Here is a 17,509-nt window from a genome sequence, read left to right as displayed (position 1 = left end):
TCCACATGTTACTCCATCGTCTCTTCCGAATCGCCTGAGGCTGTATCCTTATCATATACCAGACCGTTAGTGTCAGAGGCGCCTACCGTTGTCTCATAGTAGGTAATCATAACGCTGACACTGACGGCGCCGGCCGAGGCCATGCCCCTCGATTCTCCCCGCCCCGAGCTTGCGGAAATGTCCATATCCTTTACGATACACCGGAACTGGCTGTTAGCCATATTCCTAAGGATCGTCCTTACCTGTTCGTAGGAACCCGCCTGAAAGGCAATGGAAATATCCCGTCTGACAATCGTTCCCGAAGCCCTGGCCTCGGAAAAACTGATATTGTACGATTCTGCCTCTTCCAGCGCCTGATACAGTTCCCGCATCTCATCATTCAGATTGTTGTATGGCTTTAACTCCCCCTGGGGCTCTCCAGCCGACTGTTCCATCTCATCCAGCATTTTTTTCTTTCTGGAGGCCTTGATTAACTCCGTGCTGATATCATCCTCCACCGGGACCTGCTGGCTGCTGCATTTGGAAATCTCCTCATTAACCGGAGACGCCACCAGAAGGTAGTAGAAAATCCCGAGAAACAGAATACTCATAAACAGGAGCAGGACCGTCTCACGCACGGTGAATTTACGCTTCAGCATCTAACTGGTTCCTCCTGTCAGTGTAATGGTTAAATCGGCAGATACGCTCTGCTGGGATTGGGCCGCCTCATTGTCCGCCCGTTTTTCCGTGCTGGCCGTAGAGACGGATATGTACTGCACCAGCGGACTCTCCTCCAGGTCCTCCACAATCGCAGAAACCTGGTAAAGCGGAAGCTCGGTGATCACCATCCGGCACACGTTGCCGCGAATGCTGATGCTCTCGATATCCGCCCGGTTCATCACCCGCTCCTCCAGCAGATTCAGCACTTCCAGCCGGTCCTGGAGCACCGCCTCATCCTCATTTAAATAATCACTGAAATACTGGCTGTAGCGCTCCCTCACTTCATCATAATCCCTGTTATACTGTATGTACCCATCGAGCTCTGACTGTACCTGACCCAGCGCCGCCTGGGCTGCATACATGCGGTCTAAGGGCACCATAACGCCAAACTTCACAAACAGGGCCAGCACCGCCAGAAATCCGAGAAAAACCGGTATGGCCCTGGTTGGGCTGCTAATGGTTTTTTCATGGATAATCAGGTTTACTGTCTTTTTGGATGGATACTCATTTTTCCTGATTCCTATCATATCCTAATGCTCCTCCATATCCTGCCGTCTATTGATACGTAATGCCTGCCGATGCAGGACTGATGCAAGCGTCCACAGGAATGTCACCCACTATGGTCATAAGCTCCGTGATCGGACGCACCTCCAGTGAGATATGGGAGGATACCGCCTCTGTCAGGGGTGTAATCAGGGAACCTCCTCCGCAGTAATACACCGTATCCAAATGGCTCTCCGGATTATTGAAGCTGTAAAAGTTAATGGCCCGCATGATCTCAACGCCGATGGACTCATAGATCCCCCGGCACTCCTCCAGGTTCCAAATATCCAGATAGTTTTTCATCACATACGACTGGGCGACGTGCTGGTCTACATTTTTGACGGCAGCGACCGTCTGAATCAGATGAGCACAGCCATAATCAATCTCACGGGTCACCTCAAACCGGGAGCCGGAAAAGATATGCAGCTTGGTGGAATGGTACCCAAAATCTACAAAACAGTATTCCCGGAGTTCCTCCAGCTCCTCGACCCGTTCATACTCGCGGACCAGATTTGAGTAGGCAAATACCTCCGGAGCCGCGATCTGCAGCTTAAAGCCCGCCTGCTTTACCATGGCCTCGTACTCTGAAATAACATCTTTGGGAGCTGCCGCGGCCATCAAATCCATGGCAACCGGCTTCTGGTATTCATCATACTGCATATCCAGAATACAGTAATCAAACACATATTTTTCTTTTCTGTCATTGATAAAGTCATGGAATTCATAGGGCAGGTTGATCTTCAAATGATCCACGGTCATGGCCGGCATGGTCAGACGCCTTGAAAATGCTACCGAGTCCGGCAGAACAATGGCACAATTTTTATCCGGAAACCGGTATTTTTTCGCCATCTCCTTAAGGAAGATGCTCATGGCCTCCATGGACACAATCGTCCCATTATTAACATAGTTGTCAGGCAGCGGTTCAATCACCACTTTATAAAGACAATTGTCGCAGCATTGGGTCATTTTCACCTGTTTGGAACCGATTTCAATTCCTGTGTACTTTGCGGAAATACGTTTCATCATAATTCTGTCTTCCTTCACTTTTCTTAAAAAAGGCTCATATACCACCCCGTCAACTGTCTCCCGATCAGCACGCACAGTACGCTGGACAGCGCGATGGCCGGACCGAAGGGAATCTGCATGCTATCCCGTTTTTCCGTTCCGGGCTGCGCCTTGTTCTCTCCGTTTTCTTCGTTCTCGCTGTGATTCGCCATTCGGCTCAGCACCAGGCCCAGAAGCAGGCCCAGAAAACAGCTGACAATCAGGTTCAGAAGATTGACCGCAGCTCCGAGATACAGACCAGTAACAAAGAACAGCTTAATATCTCCGCCTCCCAGAGTATCCTTCCCCAGAATCCGGTCAAATACCATCGAAATTCCCAGCAGGCCGCCACTGATAAAAACAGCGCCTGCAAGGCTGTCTGCCAGATACGTCACCAGCTCCCCTCTGTGAGCGGGAAGGAACAGGCACCACCACAGAATCAGAGCTGCCTGAAATCGGTCCGGTATCCGAAAGCTCTCCAAATCCACCAATCCCACGGCCAGAAGCAGAAAAGAAAATCCCAGATAATACAGGTACGAAAGCGACACGTCAAACCGGAACAGAAGACACAGCGACACGCCCGCCATGAGCAGCTCCGCCGCCAGATAGCGCGGGGAAATCTTTCCTTTACAGTATCGGCACCTTCCTCTTAGAAATACCCAGCTGAACACCGGCACCAGATCCAGGACTCCCAGCAAATGGCCGCACCGCGTACAATGACTCCGCCCACTGGTAATTTTCTCCCTGTGGACCGTCCTCCAGGCCAGGCAGTTAATAAAACTCCCCCCGGCAGCGCCGATAATGGCCGCAACGACTGCCAGATAGGCAGTGATCCATTGATCTATAAAAAGCATTGGGTCTTCCTTTCATCTGCGGCTGATAGTAATTCCGCAGCTTTTTGCCTGATGTTGCAGTGTGGTGTTTTGATTTCATGCACGGACCCACTTGGACAGTGGGGCTCTGCATGGAACCAAATTGGAAATTTATGCGAAGCCGCAACCCATCGGCTTCGCATAAAAATAACTTTGTTAAAAAGATGGTTTATTTGGCCGTCTTGGGATCAACCCAGCTCAATGCTACTTTTACGTCACCTTTACTGGTATCACTAGTACTTTCGGGGGTTATATCTATTTTAATAATGAAGCCCTTGGCTTTAGTGGTTCCTGTATAATCTAAATACGTTGTCTTACCATCAAGTTTATCGCTTCCCTGTCCATAACCTTCTGTAGGCTTCTTATCTTCTGTTACAACAACACCATTTTCCGCATCATAATAAACAGTAGTAGTACCTTCAGGAATCTCATCATCCAAATATGCAGCTATCGCCGCAACCTTCGCCGCTCTCATATTAGCAATATCCACAGCCTCTCTTGATCTCTCCAACTTACTATTAAACACCGGCACCGACACCGCCACCAGCACTGCGATAATCGCTACAACGATCAAAAGTTCTGCCAGCGTAAAGCCTTTTTTATTTAATTTTTCTTTAAATCTTCTCATTTTAGTTACTCCTCCTCGGAACATTTATTCAAAGACTATGGGTTGTTATAGCCTGTAGAACCATAATTAATTACATAAGATCGTACATCGTAAAGACCGGCAGGTAAACAGATATTACAATAAATCCGGCCACCAGCGCCATCAACACCAAAATCGTAGGCTCCAGCTTCGATATGGCTTTCTGCGTGGCATGTTCCGCCTCATTATCAAAATATGTACCGATGGTCTTTAATGTCTCTTCCAGCTCACCGGTCCCCTCTCCGATTGCACACATTTCATTCAGGGTACGGGGATAACAGTTTCGTTCCCGCATACAATTGCCTAAACGCCGGCCTTCCTCCAGCCCGGTAACCATTTTTGCCGTCTCCATAGCCAGCATATAGTTATCCAGCGTCTTTGCCGTCACCTCCAGGGCGCGCGGAACCGAGAGCCCGGCAGCCAGCAGAGTGGACATGGTATTGGCAAACTGCCCGGAGGCATTCAGAAGGCCAATCTCGCCGAAGACGGGAATCTTCAGCTTAAAACGGTTCCAGCGAAGCCTTCCGTCCTCAGTCCGCATTGCGGCAAGAAACAGGATGACAGCCACCGCCGTTACCATTAAAATGACCAATATATTATTTTTAAAGAAATCTGACATGCTGATCAGCAGCTGGGTCGGCAAAGGCATAGCTCCGCCCAGATCTTTAAAGATGCCGGTCATGGTGGGAATTACCTTCACCATAATCACCATCACGACCACAATCGCCACGCCTATGACAAACAGGGGATAACTCAGAGCCGCCGAGACCTTTTGTCTCGTCTTGTACTGTTTTTCATAATAAATGCTCAGATTCTTAAAGACATTTTCCACCGTACCCGACTGCTCACCAGAACGGACCGTCTCGAGAAAGGTGGTCGGAAATGCCTCCCTATCCACATTCTCAAAGCTGTCCGCCATGCTGTGGCCTGCGGTTACATCCCTGGCGGCCTCGATCAGTATTTTTCGCAGCTTCTTGTCTGACGTCTGGTCCGCAATCAGCTCCACACATTTGGCCGCCGGCATTCCGGCCGTCAGAATAATGGCAAACTGGGAACACATCACAGAGAGGGCCTTTAGATTCACCCGCTTAGAACCGAGTTCCTTTGTGAGGATGCTGCTTTTCTCCTGTACCGGCGTAATCTTCGTAACGAGCCGGCACGTTTCCTTTATCTGGGCGACGGCCGCATATTCATCGTACGCTTCGACGATTCCGCTGACCTGCGCTCCATCTTTGGAGATTGCCTTATACTTATACGTTATCAATGGGTATCACCAGCCTTTTCTGTGGGTTATTACCCGACAATAAACTTCTTTATATAGTCCTGGTCCCAGGCCGCCTCCCTGGCAGTCATTCCCGAGATTGCCTGGCTCTTCCACAGGCGGATCAGGGAATTGTCCATGGTGATACTGCCCTCCGCTGCCGATGTCGCCATGGAATTGGCGATCTGAGGCGTCTTGCCTTCCCGGATCAGATTCCGTATGGCTGGGGTGACCATCATCAATTCACAGGCCGCCACCCGGCCCTTTCCGGTCTTTCTCACCAGAAGCTGCTGGGAAAGCACGGCCCGCAGGCAGGTAGACAGCTGCATCCGGATCTGGTTTTGAAAGTTAGTCGGAAATACGTTTACAATCCGGTCGATCGAGTCAGCCGCCGAGTTGGTGTGCAGCGTGGAAAACACGAGATGGCCGGTCTCCGCCGCGGTCAATGCCGTCTCTATGGTATCTCGGTCCCTCATCTCTCCGATCAGAATCACGTCCGGATCTTCCCGCAGCACAGCGCGCAGGGCATCGGAATAGCTTCTCGTATCCCTTCCGATCTCCCTCTGATTGATAATGCACTGGTTCGGTTCGTACACATACTCCACAGGATCTTCCAGCGTTACGATATGAGCCTCCCTCGTGCAGTTAATCGCTTCCAGAATCGCAGCCAGGGTGGTCGACTTCCCGGAACCGGTCTCACCAGTCACCAGCACGATCCCGCGATTAAACTCAGGGAACGCCATGACAGGGGGCGGAAGTCCCAGACTGTCAAGGCTGGGAATACGGCTGCTTAATATCCGCAGGGCGGCCGAAATATGCCCCTGCTGGCGGAACAGATTGACCCGGATGCGGATTCCGTCATAGGCGGAAGCCAAATCCAGTTCTCCCATGGTCCGGATCGCTTCATAACTGGTCTCCTGCCAGCTCCTTCGCATAGGCCTCACAGTCATCATCTGTAAGAACCGTATCGTCCAGACTGAACAGATGGCCATCCCGGCGGCATTTGGGCGGAAGCCCTTCTACCAGATGAATATCTGAGCAGCCATCTGTCACTGCTTTCTGTATCATTTCTCCGATTTGCAGCATTTTGCCTCCTTATTCCACCGAATTGATGGTACGCTTTGCCTCTTCCACCGTAGTGACGCCTTCCATCACAAGGCGGCGGCAGTTGTCACGAATCGATACAAAATCCGGGCCTTCTGCTGCTTTTAACAGATTTGCCTTGCTGTCATTTTCGGAAATGCACCGTCTGGTCTCCCGGTTCATGATCAGAATCTCAAAGACGCCGGTTCTTCCCCGGTATCCCGTGTCAAAACAGTGAGGGCAGCCCTTTCCTCTGTAAAATGTGGTCCCATTTCCCGGCCTCAGCCCCAGAATCTCCAGTTCCTCATCGGTTGGCGTGTAGGCTGTCTTGCAGTTTGGACAGATACAGCGCACCAGACGCTGGGATATGATGCCGTTCAATGCGCTGGCAACCAGATACGGTTCTACGCCAATATCCTTCAGACGGTCAATGGTCGATATGGCATCATTGGTATGAATCGTTGACAGAACCAGATGGCCCGTAATTGCCGCTCTCATGGCAATCTCCGCAGTCTCCCCATCACGGATCTCTCCTACCGCTATGATGTCCGGATCCTGACGGAGTATGGAACGCAGGCCATTGGCAAATGTCATTCCCACCTTTTCGTTTATCTGAACCTGATTAATACCAGATATATTGTACTCCACCGGGTCCTCCAGCGTAACCAGATTGACTGCTTCCTGATTCAGCTCACCAATCATGGTATACATGGTGGAAGACTTGCCGCTTCCCGTAGGGCCGACGATCAGAACCACTCCGTTATGATTGGAAATCAGCCTCACATACTTCTCCAGATCCGATCCGGTCAGTCCGATTCCCGTCTTGCTTAAAAGAGAGATCGACTTGTTCAGCAGACGGATTACCACCTTTTCCCCGTAAATAGTAGGCAGCGTAGAGATACGCAGATCGATATCCTCGCTCTTAATGCGTACATTGGCGCGTCCATCCTGGGGAATCCGGTGTTCAGCTATGTTCATCTTTCCCATAACCTTGATACGGGAGATGACGGAGGCCTGCAGGTCCTTCGGTACATTTAAAATACGGTGAAGCATACCGTCTATGCGCATCCGGACTGTTAAATCTTCCTCTCTGGGTTCAATATGAATGTCGCTGACCCGCTCGGTGACGGCCCGCTCAATGATCGAATTCACCAGCCGCACTGTGGGGGCGCTGATACTGTCTTCCTCCCCGATCACCACCGGGCCGGCGCTGTCTTCCTGCTGATCCGGCAGAGTGCTGGCCTGCTGTTTCATCTCCTCGATGGCCTTGGCCACCCCCTCATTCCCATACAGGTTAAGGATTGCCCGGTCTACACTGTTGGAGGTGGAGATCATGGGGATGACCCGTTTTCTGGAAGCCGTCTTCACCTCTTCCTGAGCCACGAAGTTCATCGGGTCCTTCATCGCCAGATACAACCGGTCCTTTTCCACACGGACCGGCACGACTCCATGCTTGCGGGCGATGTTCTTAGGTACGTATGTGGACATCTGGGGATCGATCTCTGCCTTGGACAGATCTATAAACTCTATGCCCAGCTGCATCTGAAGCGCTTCAATCAGCTGATTCTCCGTGATGAAGCCGTGGCTGATCAGCAGAGTACCCAGCCGCTCCTTTGTTTCCTTCTGTAACGCCAGCGCCTCATCCAGCTGACTGCTGCTAATAAGTCCTACTGACTGAAGCAGATCTCCCAATTTTTTATATGCCATGACAGTCTTCCCATTTCTGCTATTTTTTACAATATTCGACATACCTCAGTATAACAAATATTCATTACATTTTCAACAAATAAAGACATTTATAACTCTTTTCTGAAAATAAAAAAATTAACTTATGTAATAAACGTACTTCAGGAAATATATGGTCTATTTTATCCTGCTTCATCTGGCCAGGCAAGTCATGCTCATGGTCCCCGTATTCTGCTTTCATAACTGGGGAGGAAACTTTGAATAGAAAATGTTCATGCTGTTTTCTATAAAAGACTGCCACCGGTCAGTAAACGCGGTCAGGTTTTCGGTCTGCAATTCCTTTTCCCTGACGGGCATGCAATGCAGCATCTCGTGTTTTTTTGAACCAATGCCATTTTCCATTAAAAAACTCTGCAAACCGGTCTGGATCACCGGTCTGCAGAGTATACGTCGTTTTTTGTCGAATTACTGTATGCTCCTTAAAAACTTTTTTAGAGTTATAATCTAACTATAAAAAAGTTTTAAAAGGAGATTTCTGATGCGCGACTTATCAGTATATTTTTGCAAAAAATGCGGGTTTTATTCTTATTATCCTTTAGCCAAATATGCGGTCTGTCCGAGATGTGATCTTGATATGGTGCTGCTGCCAATAGAATATAAAGAATTCGTCAATTTAAACTGTTATGAACGTGATGAATTAATTGCTGATCAAATGATTGCTTCATCCTCTCCCATTGTTCAAAGAATCATTGCTCCGCATAAGATAAATAACACTCGTGAAATCATTGCAATTCTCACTTATAAAATCGACGAATTAAATACTGAAAATGTAAAATTACAGGGAACCGTAGACTGGATGCATCAATTCATCTGGCAGTTAGTAAAAAACAGTAAAAATATAACTCCGTCCTAGCTCTCATCACAAAGATAGGAAACCAATATAGAAATAAATGCGGCATTATTCGGTTTCTTTCTCAAAGGGGTATAGGCAATATGTTCGAGCAGTGACCGGTCACCTTTATTCCATATTAATGCAACCAGCGTTCTGATATTTCTCTCTACGCATTGTACTGATGTATGATATTTCTTTGCTACCTCTGGATATAACCATTTCGATATTAATTGTAACTTATCTCCATCTTCTATGGATAATTGTACTGCAGATATTACATAGTAAAATCCTGTATATGATCGATTCGCTCCAAGCCGTAGCAAAAGATTTTCTATCTCTCTTTCTCTCATGGCTTTTCTCCTCTCCCTATCACCTTCAATCATACTATGGAAATTTATGGCAAATCAATCGGTATATCTCGACTTTTTTCGACGTATATATAAACGTTGAGAGTTTTTATTTATAACGCCTGATGGAAGAATATAAAGAATATCACCCTTTATCAATGGAAAAGGGACACTGTCATAAACAGTATCCCTGTAGCAGCTCATACATAAGTCCAAAATTCTTACCTTACAGCCCCTATATGGTCTCATCCCGAACTGCATCAATAATCGTATCTTTTTGAATCCACCGTGAAGAAATCCAATAGGCCAGCCACATCACCGCCGTAACTGCCAACATATAGCTGCTCATCTTTCCAACAGGAAGCTGCAGCAAAAAAGGTTTCCAGGATATTTCTGTGGTTTTCAGGAGAAATGCCCACATCGCGGCAATGATTGGAATCGCCAGAAGCACTGGCGCAATGGCCATTCGCAGACCTTCTATAAGCAGCAGCTTCCTGACTGCCGCTGAATCCATTCCCGCCGACCGCAGCATGGCGAATTCCTTACGACGCTGGTGCATAGAACCGGTAACCGATGAAAAGGCATGAGATATTCCGATAAAGCCCAGCAATGCGCCGATACAGTTAATCACCGCCCCCATAGCCCGGCCTCCGGTCTCATTACTTAATCGGTCTTCCTCAAGGCTGTAAAGCGACACATCCTCAGTGGACAGATCCGTCTCACATATTTCCCGCACCCGCTGCGTAACCGCCAGGTCATCGGCTCCCGAAGTCTTCAGAAGCAGATACGTACGATAAGACGCGGCTGCGTATTCCGGCTGAAAATGTTCAGCCACAGCGTAATACGTCTCCATGGGAACACAGAATATGACCCGGTAATCCCTGGGATTATAATCGATCTGCGGCGGTCCGTCTATTACCGCGCCGACATCAAAAGAAAATGTATAATCCGAATCCATGGAATCATCCGTCTTTTCTTCCAGTTCAAGCCGCTGACCCTGCGATAACTTTAAAAAAGGAAAAAACTCTTTGGCCTTCTCATTATTATTGCTGAACGGGTGCGCCGGTGCCCAGCTCATGGCAAGCGCCCTGTGCTGACCGGTATTATAATATGGGACTGGGTCTATTCCCTGCCGGCGGCACCACGCGTCGAAATATTCCGGTTCTAACCCAATAATCTCTGCCTGGATACGATATTTGCCGTTTCTCTCCACCACGCTAAACTGTCCGCCATCGATCGATGCAAGCCCGCCTTTCTCCGAAAAAGCGTCGAGTTCCTGCGAGGGCGAAACCCAGAGAGATACCCTTTTTGCGCTGTAATATGCCATTTCCACTATACCTGGTATTGTTTTAACCTCCTCCCACAGCGCAGGATCCAGTTCCTCTGTCATCTGCAGTCTTGCCCTGATATTGTAGTGATTGGCCTGCCGATTCCGTTCTGATACCAGATCGCTGATTAAAAGCTGGCTGAAAAAAGAAAGTACCAGAACCAGACAGAGGGTCATTGCAATGATGCCGGACCGAAAAGCCCTGCGATTGGCCCTGTAGGAGGCGAAAGCCAGCTGCCCGCAGATTCCGGATATTTGGGAGAAGAAACAGCAGTGTCTGCCTGCTTTTATCCGCTGTTTTCCCTCAGGATCCCGTATAGCCTCTAATGGAGACAATCCGGCAATCCACCTCGCGGGAAGGAATGCAGACAGCAGCACAGTAGCCAGAGAAACCAGCACTGCCAACACTGCAATGCCCCAGGAAAAACGAACCGTAATCGGAAAATACAGCAAATCTCCCGCTATATCGGTATAAAGTCCATACATAAAAGATATAAACAGGTGACCCAGCCCCAGACTCAACGGAATGGGAATGGACGCCAGCAGGACTCCCTGCATCAGAATCGTCAGACGTATCTGGCCCGGAGTCGCTCCGACTGTGCGGAACATCCCCAGCTGTCTGGCCTGAGAAACGGCAGACAACGCAAAGGCGCTCTGAATAATCAGGACAAACGCCATAGCCGATAAAAAGATCAGCAGCCCATAGATTATTACATTAATATAATTTAGGGGGTTAAACGGTTCCTGCGGATCAAATATTCCAAAATACCTCAATAACACTGTATTATAGCGGAAATTATTTTTGTACTGTCCATATTCATCCTTCTCAATCCCAAGCGTTTCTGCAATTTCAGGCATTACCTTATAGATGTCCCTCATTTGATTCATTTTCAGATAAACAACGAGATCATCTTCCGGTAATATGGCAGAGCGTTCCAGATAACCCATAGAATAATAGCCAGGTACCGTGGTAGGGGTTGTCACATCAATTTTTCCTACCAGCGTCAGGGTCTCCTCATCATTTTGAACGAACGCCTCTCCATCTCTGTAGATTCCGGTGCCCAGGTTCTCATCTCCCAGCTGCCTTTTTCCTTTTGGAAGCGTCAGGGTCTCCCCCAGGCGGTACTGTGGATTTTTCTCAAAGAATGTCTTGGATACCACCACCTCTCCCGGCTTTTGCGGCACCCGTCCTTCCAGAATTCCGTTCTTCTCCCCCATCTCCTCCCAGTAATTTTTATCCGCATCCAAAAGGAACAGATAAGGAATGGAAGCGTCAGCCGGCAGCTTTATGGATCGAAATGGCCCTTTCACCATAGTCTCTTTCACGTGGATATTATGATCCACCAGTTCCAGGTCCTTCTGTTTTAAATTGCCGCCCAATTCCCCATGCCAGGATCCACCATTATATTCTGCAATTTCTATTCCCCACCGCCACTGGTTATATCCATAGGAACATAAGGTGTACAGCAGTGTGGACGCAAGAAGTATGGCAGCCATAATGGAAAGTGAAGTATACTTGTTTCGGCGGAGAGTTTCCAGCGTATAACGAAACAGCACCATCATTTTCTCACCTCCCGGTCTGAAATGATGCGGCCATCCTCTATGGTGATAATCCGGTCGGCCTCCAAAGCCAGTCGTTCATCATGCGTAATTAAAAGTATCGTCTGCTTATACCGTCGGTTTGACACCTTTAAAAGGCTTAATATTTCCTGAGAATTCTTCCGGTCCAGATTTCCAGTCGGCTCATCAGCCATTAATATGGCCGGCCGGTAGATCAGGGCCCGGCCAATTGCCGCTCTCTGCTGCTGTCCTCCTGATAGCTGGTGCGGCAGGTGGGACAGCCGATCCGCCAGGCCCAGCGTTTGAACCAGCTCCGAAAAACGGTTTTCATCCGGTTTCTGCCCATCCAGCAGCATAGGTAAAAGAATGTTCTGACGAATATCCAGTGTAGGAATCAGGTTATAAAACTGGTAGATCAGCCCTACCTTCCTGCGGCGGAAGATGGACAGCTGCTTCTCGCTCAAAGATGCAATGTCTGTATCCTCAATAAAGATATGGCCGGATGTTGGACGGTCTACCCCTCCCAGCAAGTGGAGCAGTGTAGACTTTCCAGAGCCTGAAGTGCCGACAATAGCTACAAAACTGCCCTTTTCGACAGCAAGCTCCACCCCGTTTAAGGCATTTACCATGGTAGAACCCGAGCCATAAGTTTTCGTAAGATGTTCGCAGCGAAGAATATTCATAATTTTAATTACCTCCTTTGCAGACCATTTTACTAAACCAAACTAACAATTCGGTGTCAGAGACCGCATATACTCATTATTTTCTTCTGGCGCGTGTTCATAAAAACGAATTACGTATCGTGCGCTGCAGTCCTTGCTGTTCTCTGCATAGAGCTCACCTCCCTGTCGTTCGACAATGGATTTTGCCAGAGCCAGCCCGATACCGATACTTCCCCGGACTGCCTGCTTTCCCCGATAAAAACGTTCAAACAGATGGGGGATATCCTCTGGGGAAAAGCCAGAGCCTTCATCTTCTATTGTAATCTGGGTATAGATTGGATTTTGCTCAGCTGCTGCGGTGATTTGGGAACCTTCCGGACTGTGTTCACTGCAGTTCTTTATAAGATTACCAAATGCCTCCGCAGTCCAGCCGAAATCACAGAAAAGAACGGAATCGTTGTCTCCCTGAATCACCAGGTTCTGCCTTTTTTGTTTTAACAGCGGATCAACCGCCTGCACCGCACTGGAAATCACATCTTTAGCCGAAACTGGTTTCCGGTTAAGCGGCAATACTCCCGCATCCAATTTGGACAGAGTTAAAAGCGAAGACACCAGATCCGTCATTCGGCTATTCTGGCTGATGATCGTCTCTGCCGCCTGTCTCTGTTTTTTATCGGTAAGGCTGTTAAGAAGCAGCTCCCCCATCAGGGATACACCGGTCAGCGGAGTCTTTAACTGGTGGGAGATATCGGCCAGATTCACTGCTAAATTTTCTTTTCCCAGCGCAGCCATCTCCCGGCTTTCCCGCAAGGCGGATACTGTCTTATACAATTCGTCTTCCAAATGGGAGAATTTATCTTCCCCTGAACGCGGCAGCACCGGATATACACCGCTTTCCACCTGCCGAAGATACTGAACCAGATCCGCAATCCGACGGGCTTCCCTTCGTCTTCCTGCCGCCAAAGCCAGTGCCGCAATTATAAAAAAACACAGCAAATAAAGCAGAGAGACACTGATGATCTCTGCGGCTATAAACCTTGCGTCCAGCAGTTGTCCATTATAACCGTAGGCGGAAAGTATGTTACGGCCGGCCAAAAGATCGGCGGCAGATGGAATTTTTAATGCCGCCATCACATCAGAGGCTTTATCCGGAAATACAGATGCCACCGCTGCCGCCCGATCATAGAAAGCCGCTTCGCATCGCCTGACGACAGAGACAGAAATCGCCAGACAGAACAACAGACACAATCCCATCAGACCTGTGGTAACAGCAGCTCTCTGCCCTTTACTTTTCATATCCATCCTCCGCTTTATATCCGATTCCCCGCACAGTCCTGATTATCTGCTGTCCATTGGGACCGAGTTTCTCACGAAGACGTCTCATCAGAACGGTCAGGGCGTTGTCCTCCACGTAATTCCCCTGCTGATCCCACAACGCCCCCAAGATCATAGCTCTGGTTACTGTCCGGTTTTTATTTTCCATTAAGTATTCCAGGAGCCGGTATTCTCCGGCAGTCAGCTGAAGCTGCTCTCCATCAGCCGTAGCCGTAGTTCCGGACTTATATAATGTCACAGGTCCGCAGACAATCGCATCGCCGACAGCCATGCTCTCTGTTTCCTCCCGCTTTCTGCGCCTAAGAACTGCGCCAATACGCGACAGCAGTACCCCCAGTTTAAATGGCTTCGTCACGTAATCGTCCGCACCTGTATTCAGTCCACAGATAATCTCCTGCTCGTCATCCCGGGCCGTCACGATAATCACTGCAGGACCGGCAGCCCGGCATACTTCATCACAAAATTGGAGGCCATGTCCGTCCGGCAGCCCCAGATCCAACAAAATCAGATCTACCTCCTTCCACGAAACCCGCCGGACTGCCTCCATGGATTCCGCTTCCAAAGTCTGGTATCCAGCATCCTCCAAAGCATATTTTAAAGCAGTACGAATGGTGTCATCATCTTCTATCAATAAAATTTCCTGTGCCATAATCTCCCTCGATGTCCTTTCCATTTTATAAAATTCTTCCCCTCAATACCTTTTCTCTTCAGACGATCCACCTTTTCAAAATCCCCACAAGATGTTCTAAATCAATGGGCTTTGCAATATGATCATTCATTCCCGCATTATGAGCCTTGCCCAGGTCCGATGCAAAAGCATTGGCTGTCAGCGCAAGTATGGGAATATTTTTTGCATCCGCGCGCGGAAGGGCGCGTATTGCTTCCGTGGCCTGATAGCCGTCCATGACCGGCATCTGAATATCCATTAAAATGCAGTTGTATTCCTGAAGGCCGGATAAACGGAATTTTTCAACCGCCTGCTGCCCATCCTCCGCAGTCTCTACCACAAGCCCCTGCATCTGAAGCAGTTCGACCGCAATCTCACGGTTCAGTTCATTGTCTTCCGCCAGCAGGATTCGCCTGCCGGTCAGGAACGATTGTGTCTGTTCGGTCAGGACAGTAAGTTCCCCCGTGCTGCTTCTGCAAAATTTATGGAGGGTACACGCCATCCTGGATTTAAACAGAGGCTTTGCTATAAAGGCATCCGCGCCTGCAAGCAGGAACTCCTCTTCGATCTCCGAGTAATCGTAGGCGGAGATTATAATAATGGGGACATCACTGCCCAGCTTCCTGCGGATTGCCCTGACAGTATCCAGCCCATCCATATCCGGCATCTGCCAGTCCAGAATGACAAAATAGTAATCCTCTCCCTTGTCCCGGGCCTCTGCAATACGGGTGACAGCCTCACTGCCAGACTGTACCCAGTCTCCGCGCATCCCCAGCTCCTTCAGCAATTCAGAGGCACTTTCACACACTATCTGGTCATCGTCTACCACCAGTACCGGAAGACCGGCCAGTTCCCCCCTGCACAGTTCCTCATCCTCACACACTTCAAATGTAACCGCAAAAATAAACTGACTTCCCTCTCCCAGCCTGGTCTTGATCTCGATAGTTCCGTTCATCATGCGTACGATATTCTCCGTAATGGTCATTCCAAGACCTGTCCCCTGTATCTTGCTGATACGGGAATCCTCAGCCCGAATAAACGGTTCAAAGATATGTTGTACGAAATCCTCCGACATCCCAATCCCGTTATCGGTGACAATGAATTCATACTGCCCCCGCCCCTGAATGATAGAAGGCATTTCTCTGAGCCGCAGACTGATGGTTCCTCCATCCGGGGTATATTTCACCGCATTGGACAACAGATTTACCAGAACCTGCTGCAGGCGGCCCAAATCTGTTACCACCTTCTCATGATGCACATGATCCGCACTGATAAACAGTTTGTGATGCTTTTGGCTGGACATGGGTCGGCATATATCGATGACGTCCTCCATCAAATCAGGCAGGGAAACTACTTCAGAGGACAGATTAATTTTTCCGCTTTCGATTCTGGACATATCCAGCACTTCGTTAATCAGTCCCAGAAGATGCCTGCTGGAGGTACTGATCTTACTTAAACAATCCTTCAGTTTATCAGGATTCGCCAGATTGGACTGGGCAATGACGGCCATACCCATAATAGCATTCATAGGTGTGCGGATATCGTGAGACATGGCAGAGAGGAAGTTGGTCTTGGCATCGTTGGCTATACGGGATGCCTGATAGGCATCCTCTAACGCCTTCCTCTGTCGTTCCTGCTCCATCCGCTCCCTTGTCACATCAATTCCGGCGCTATAGAAGGAGGCAATGCCGTCCCAGCTGTCCTCTGCACTGACATAGGTATATGTCATGGTCAGTATTTTCACGGTTCCGTCCCGCGTGATAATACGCCCCTCCGCCACAGTCTTTTTACCGTTTTTCCTGGAGCTGTCCATGATTGCTGCCGCCCGCTCAATATCTTCTGGATGAACATAGGTGCACTGGCTGTGCAGTTCATTTTCAAACTCTTCCCTGGTATATCCGATCAGATTCAAAAATTCACCGCCATACCAGAGTACAGTCCTCATATCATGTGCATCAACCCTAGCAAATCCTCCTGGGATCGCCTGGATGATCGCATTTTTCTCCTGATCCTTTTTAGCCAGCTTGTATTCCGTACTCTGCATGTCATGTGACAATTCAATGCGCGCCCGATGGCCTTCCCAGTTAATAGTCCGGTTCTTTATTATAAATGTTTTCTTTAGAACCGGATTGTCAAACTCCCAGTCATAATCCTCTTCCTCCCGCAGTTTATCGTTGGTACAGAAGGGACAGGGCGCATTTCGCCCCTGGATAACCTCATAGCATTTGTGTCCTAATACCTGCGCCGGAATTTTTTTCAGAGTTTCACATGCATTATGGTTCAGGTACAGCAGTTCATATGTATCCATGTGGCTGATGTATATATTGCTAGGATATGTATCCATAATCCAGCGAAAATACTGCCGCTTCTGCTGATACAGCCGGGTAATTTCCTCTTTTTCGGCCATCAATACATCCACATCCGATAATTCCGACTGAAACACAAGGCTACCTGCCTGCTCCAACACCGAACCGGAAAGCTGTATCCACAGGAAACTCCCCTCCATCAAAGGCAGCCGCACGGTCAGCTTCACATGACCACTTCCTTCTGTTTCCGCCTGTAACGCGGCCTGGCTGATCTTCTGAAAATCCTCAGGATAATCTGCATAGTATTGCTTCAGGTTATGATAAAGGCGGCGATATTCCTGTTCGGAACATCCGATTCTGTTAAAAAAGCTGGTATTTCCCCATAAAAAGGTCAGCCCCTCATCCAACGCACAGCTTATTACGCCGGTGTTAAGCGTATGGAATGCCGCCGGACATGAGATGGAGGAATTATTCGTCTGGCTTTGTCCTGTATATTCTGTTTCCATAATCATGATGTTTCTCCTGTATTCTCTTCACTCTTAGCTGTAAAAACTTTTTATTCGTTCACAACCAGCATTA

General features: G+C 48.7%; 16 protein-coding genes. 1 reads left to right on the top strand and 15 read right to left on the bottom strand.

Features of this window, described 5'->3' with window-relative positions; genetic code table 11:
- Window positions 1-8: 8 nt before the first annotated feature.
- From M1L66_RS12105 to M1L66_RS12065, 9 genes are all read right to left on the bottom strand, one after another.
- Window positions 9-638: a hypothetical protein gene (locus M1L66_RS12105; protein ID WP_187021047.1), complete on the bottom strand. Its 630-nt coding sequence runs from the start codon at window positions 636-638 to the stop codon at window positions 9-11.
- Window positions 639-1,226, bottom strand: a complete 588-nt coding sequence (locus M1L66_RS12100; RefSeq protein WP_187021049.1) for a hypothetical protein — start codon at window positions 1,224-1,226, stop codon at window positions 639-641.
- 28 nt (window positions 1,227-1,254) lie between these two features.
- On the bottom strand, window positions 1,255-2,268 hold the full coding sequence (gene pilM / locus M1L66_RS12095) for a pilus assembly protein PilM (RefSeq protein ID WP_434693191.1): 1,014 nt from the start codon (window positions 2,266-2,268) through the stop codon (window positions 1,255-1,257).
- Between the two features lie 23 nt (window positions 2,269-2,291).
- Window positions 2,292-3,140, bottom strand: coding sequence for a prepilin peptidase (locus M1L66_RS12090; RefSeq protein ID WP_434693189.1), 849 nt, complete (start codon window positions 3,138-3,140; stop codon window positions 2,292-2,294).
- Between the two features lie 187 nt (window positions 3,141-3,327).
- A complete protein-coding gene (locus M1L66_RS12085; RefSeq protein WP_434693186.1) occupies window positions 3,328-3,786 on the bottom strand; it encodes a type II secretion system protein in 459 nt (152 codons plus the stop codon).
- 70 nt (window positions 3,787-3,856) lie between these two features.
- Window positions 3,857-5,068 (bottom strand): type II secretion system F family protein, encoded by a 1,212-nt coding sequence (locus tag M1L66_RS12080; RefSeq protein ID WP_434693184.1) that lies wholly within the window; start codon window positions 5,066-5,068, stop codon window positions 3,857-3,859.
- 29 nt (window positions 5,069-5,097) lie between these two features.
- The gene (locus M1L66_RS12075; protein WP_434693182.1) at window positions 5,098-6,000 is read right to left on the bottom strand and encodes a type IV pilus twitching motility protein PilT; all 903 of its coding nucleotides are present in this window, start codon (window positions 5,998-6,000) and stop codon (window positions 5,098-5,100) included.
- The gene (locus M1L66_RS12070; protein ID WP_434693180.1) at window positions 5,969-6,151 is read right to left on the bottom strand and encodes a hypothetical protein; all 183 of its coding nucleotides are present in this window, start codon (window positions 6,149-6,151) and stop codon (window positions 5,969-5,971) included. The genes M1L66_RS12075 and M1L66_RS12070 overlap by 32 nt, the downstream gene beginning before the upstream one ends.
- 9 nt (window positions 6,152-6,160) lie before the next feature.
- Window positions 6,161-7,855 carry a GspE/PulE family protein gene (locus tag M1L66_RS12065; RefSeq protein WP_434693178.1) on the bottom strand — a complete coding sequence of 565 codons (1,695 nt, stop codon included), beginning with the start codon at window positions 7,853-7,855 and terminating at the stop codon, window positions 6,161-6,163.
- 517 nt (window positions 7,856-8,372) lie between these two features.
- Here M1L66_RS12065 and M1L66_RS12060 point away from each other — a divergent pair.
- Window positions 8,373-8,747, top strand: coding sequence for a hypothetical protein (locus M1L66_RS12060; protein WP_434693175.1), 375 nt, complete (start codon window positions 8,373-8,375; stop codon window positions 8,745-8,747).
- Here M1L66_RS12060 and M1L66_RS12055 read toward each other — a convergent pair.
- The 6 genes from M1L66_RS12055 to M1L66_RS12030 form a co-directional block, all read right to left on the bottom strand.
- Window positions 8,744-9,076 (bottom strand): sporulation initiation factor Spo0A C-terminal domain-containing protein, encoded by a 333-nt coding sequence (locus M1L66_RS12055; protein ID WP_187021062.1) that lies wholly within the window; start codon window positions 9,074-9,076, stop codon window positions 8,744-8,746. The genes M1L66_RS12060 and M1L66_RS12055 overlap by 4 nt on opposite strands.
- A gap of 232 nt (window positions 9,077-9,308) precedes the next feature.
- Window positions 9,309-11,963, bottom strand: a complete 2,655-nt coding sequence (locus M1L66_RS12050) for an FtsX-like permease family protein (RefSeq protein ID WP_434693172.1) — start codon at window positions 11,961-11,963, stop codon at window positions 9,309-9,311.
- Window positions 11,960-12,643 carry an ABC transporter ATP-binding protein gene (locus M1L66_RS12045; protein ID WP_434693170.1) on the bottom strand — a complete coding sequence of 228 codons (684 nt, stop codon included), beginning with the start codon at window positions 12,641-12,643 and terminating at the stop codon, window positions 11,960-11,962. The genes M1L66_RS12050 and M1L66_RS12045 overlap by 4 nt, the downstream gene beginning before the upstream one ends.
- A gap of 42 nt (window positions 12,644-12,685) precedes the next feature.
- Entirely contained in the window at window positions 12,686-13,918 is a 1,233-nt protein-coding gene (locus M1L66_RS12040; protein ID WP_434693167.1) for a sensor histidine kinase, read from the bottom strand.
- The gene (locus M1L66_RS12035; protein ID WP_187021367.1) at window positions 13,908-14,606 is read right to left on the bottom strand and encodes a response regulator transcription factor; all 699 of its coding nucleotides are present in this window, start codon (window positions 14,604-14,606) and stop codon (window positions 13,908-13,910) included. Before M1L66_RS12035 ends, M1L66_RS12040 begins: the two co-directional genes overlap by 11 nt.
- A gap of 58 nt (window positions 14,607-14,664) precedes the next feature.
- The gene (locus tag M1L66_RS12030; RefSeq protein WP_434693165.1) at window positions 14,665-17,442 is read right to left on the bottom strand and encodes a response regulator; all 2,778 of its coding nucleotides are present in this window, start codon (window positions 17,440-17,442) and stop codon (window positions 14,665-14,667) included.
- Between the last annotated feature and the right edge of the window lie 67 nt (window positions 17,443-17,509).

Origin of the sequence: Hungatella sp. SB206, from assembly GCF_051132295.1 — a bacterium.
Classification (GTDB): domain Bacteria; phylum Bacillota; class Clostridia; order Lachnospirales; family Lachnospiraceae; genus Hungatella; species Hungatella effluvii.
This window is presented reverse-complemented; position numbering and strand designations above follow the sequence as displayed.

Coding starts and splice junctions, on each gene's coding strand:
- M1L66_RS12100 (WP_187021049.1), bottom strand. CDS start 1,226: ATGATAGGAATCAGGAAAAATGAGTATCCATCCAAAAAGACAGTAAAC.
- M1L66_RS12040 (WP_434693167.1), bottom strand. CDS start 13,918: ATGAAAAGTAAAGGGCAGAGAGCTGCTGTTACCACAGGTCTGATGGGA.
- M1L66_RS12035 (WP_187021367.1), bottom strand. CDS start 14,606: ATGGCACAGGAAATTTTATTGATAGAAGATGATGACACCATTCGTACT.
- pilM (WP_434693191.1), bottom strand. CDS start 2,268: ATGATGAAACGTATTTCCGCAAAGTACACAGGAATTGAAATCGGTTCC.
- M1L66_RS12045 (WP_434693170.1), bottom strand. CDS start 12,643: ATGAATATTCTTCGCTGCGAACATCTTACGAAAACTTATGGCTCGGGT.
- M1L66_RS12030 (WP_434693165.1), bottom strand. CDS start 17,442: ATGATTATGGAAACAGAATATACAGGACAAAGCCAGACGAATAATTCC.
- M1L66_RS12085 (WP_434693186.1), bottom strand. CDS start 3,786: ATGAGAAGATTTAAAGAAAAATTAAATAAAAAAGGCTTTACGCTGGCA.
- M1L66_RS12060 (WP_434693175.1), top strand. CDS start 8,373: ATGCGCGACTTATCAGTATATTTTTGCAAAAAATGCGGGTTTTATTCT.
- M1L66_RS12065 (WP_434693178.1), bottom strand. CDS start 7,855: ATGGCATATAAAAAATTGGGAGATCTGCTTCAGTCAGTAGGACTTATT.
- M1L66_RS12075 (WP_434693182.1), bottom strand. CDS start 6,000: ATGCGAAGGAGCTGGCAGGAGACCAGTTATGAAGCGATCCGGACCATG.
- M1L66_RS12090 (WP_434693189.1), bottom strand. CDS start 3,140: ATGCTTTTTATAGATCAATGGATCACTGCCTATCTGGCAGTCGTTGCG.
- M1L66_RS12050 (WP_434693172.1), bottom strand. CDS start 11,963: ATGATGGTGCTGTTTCGTTATACGCTGGAAACTCTCCGCCGAAACAAG.
- M1L66_RS12105 (WP_187021047.1), bottom strand. CDS start 638: ATGCTGAAGCGTAAATTCACCGTGCGTGAGACGGTCCTGCTCCTGTTT.
- M1L66_RS12070 (WP_434693180.1), bottom strand. CDS start 6,151: ATGCTGCAAATCGGAGAAATGATACAGAAAGCAGTGACAGATGGCTGC.
- M1L66_RS12055 (WP_187021062.1), bottom strand. CDS start 9,076: ATGAGAGAAAGAGAGATAGAAAATCTTTTGCTACGGCTTGGAGCGAAT.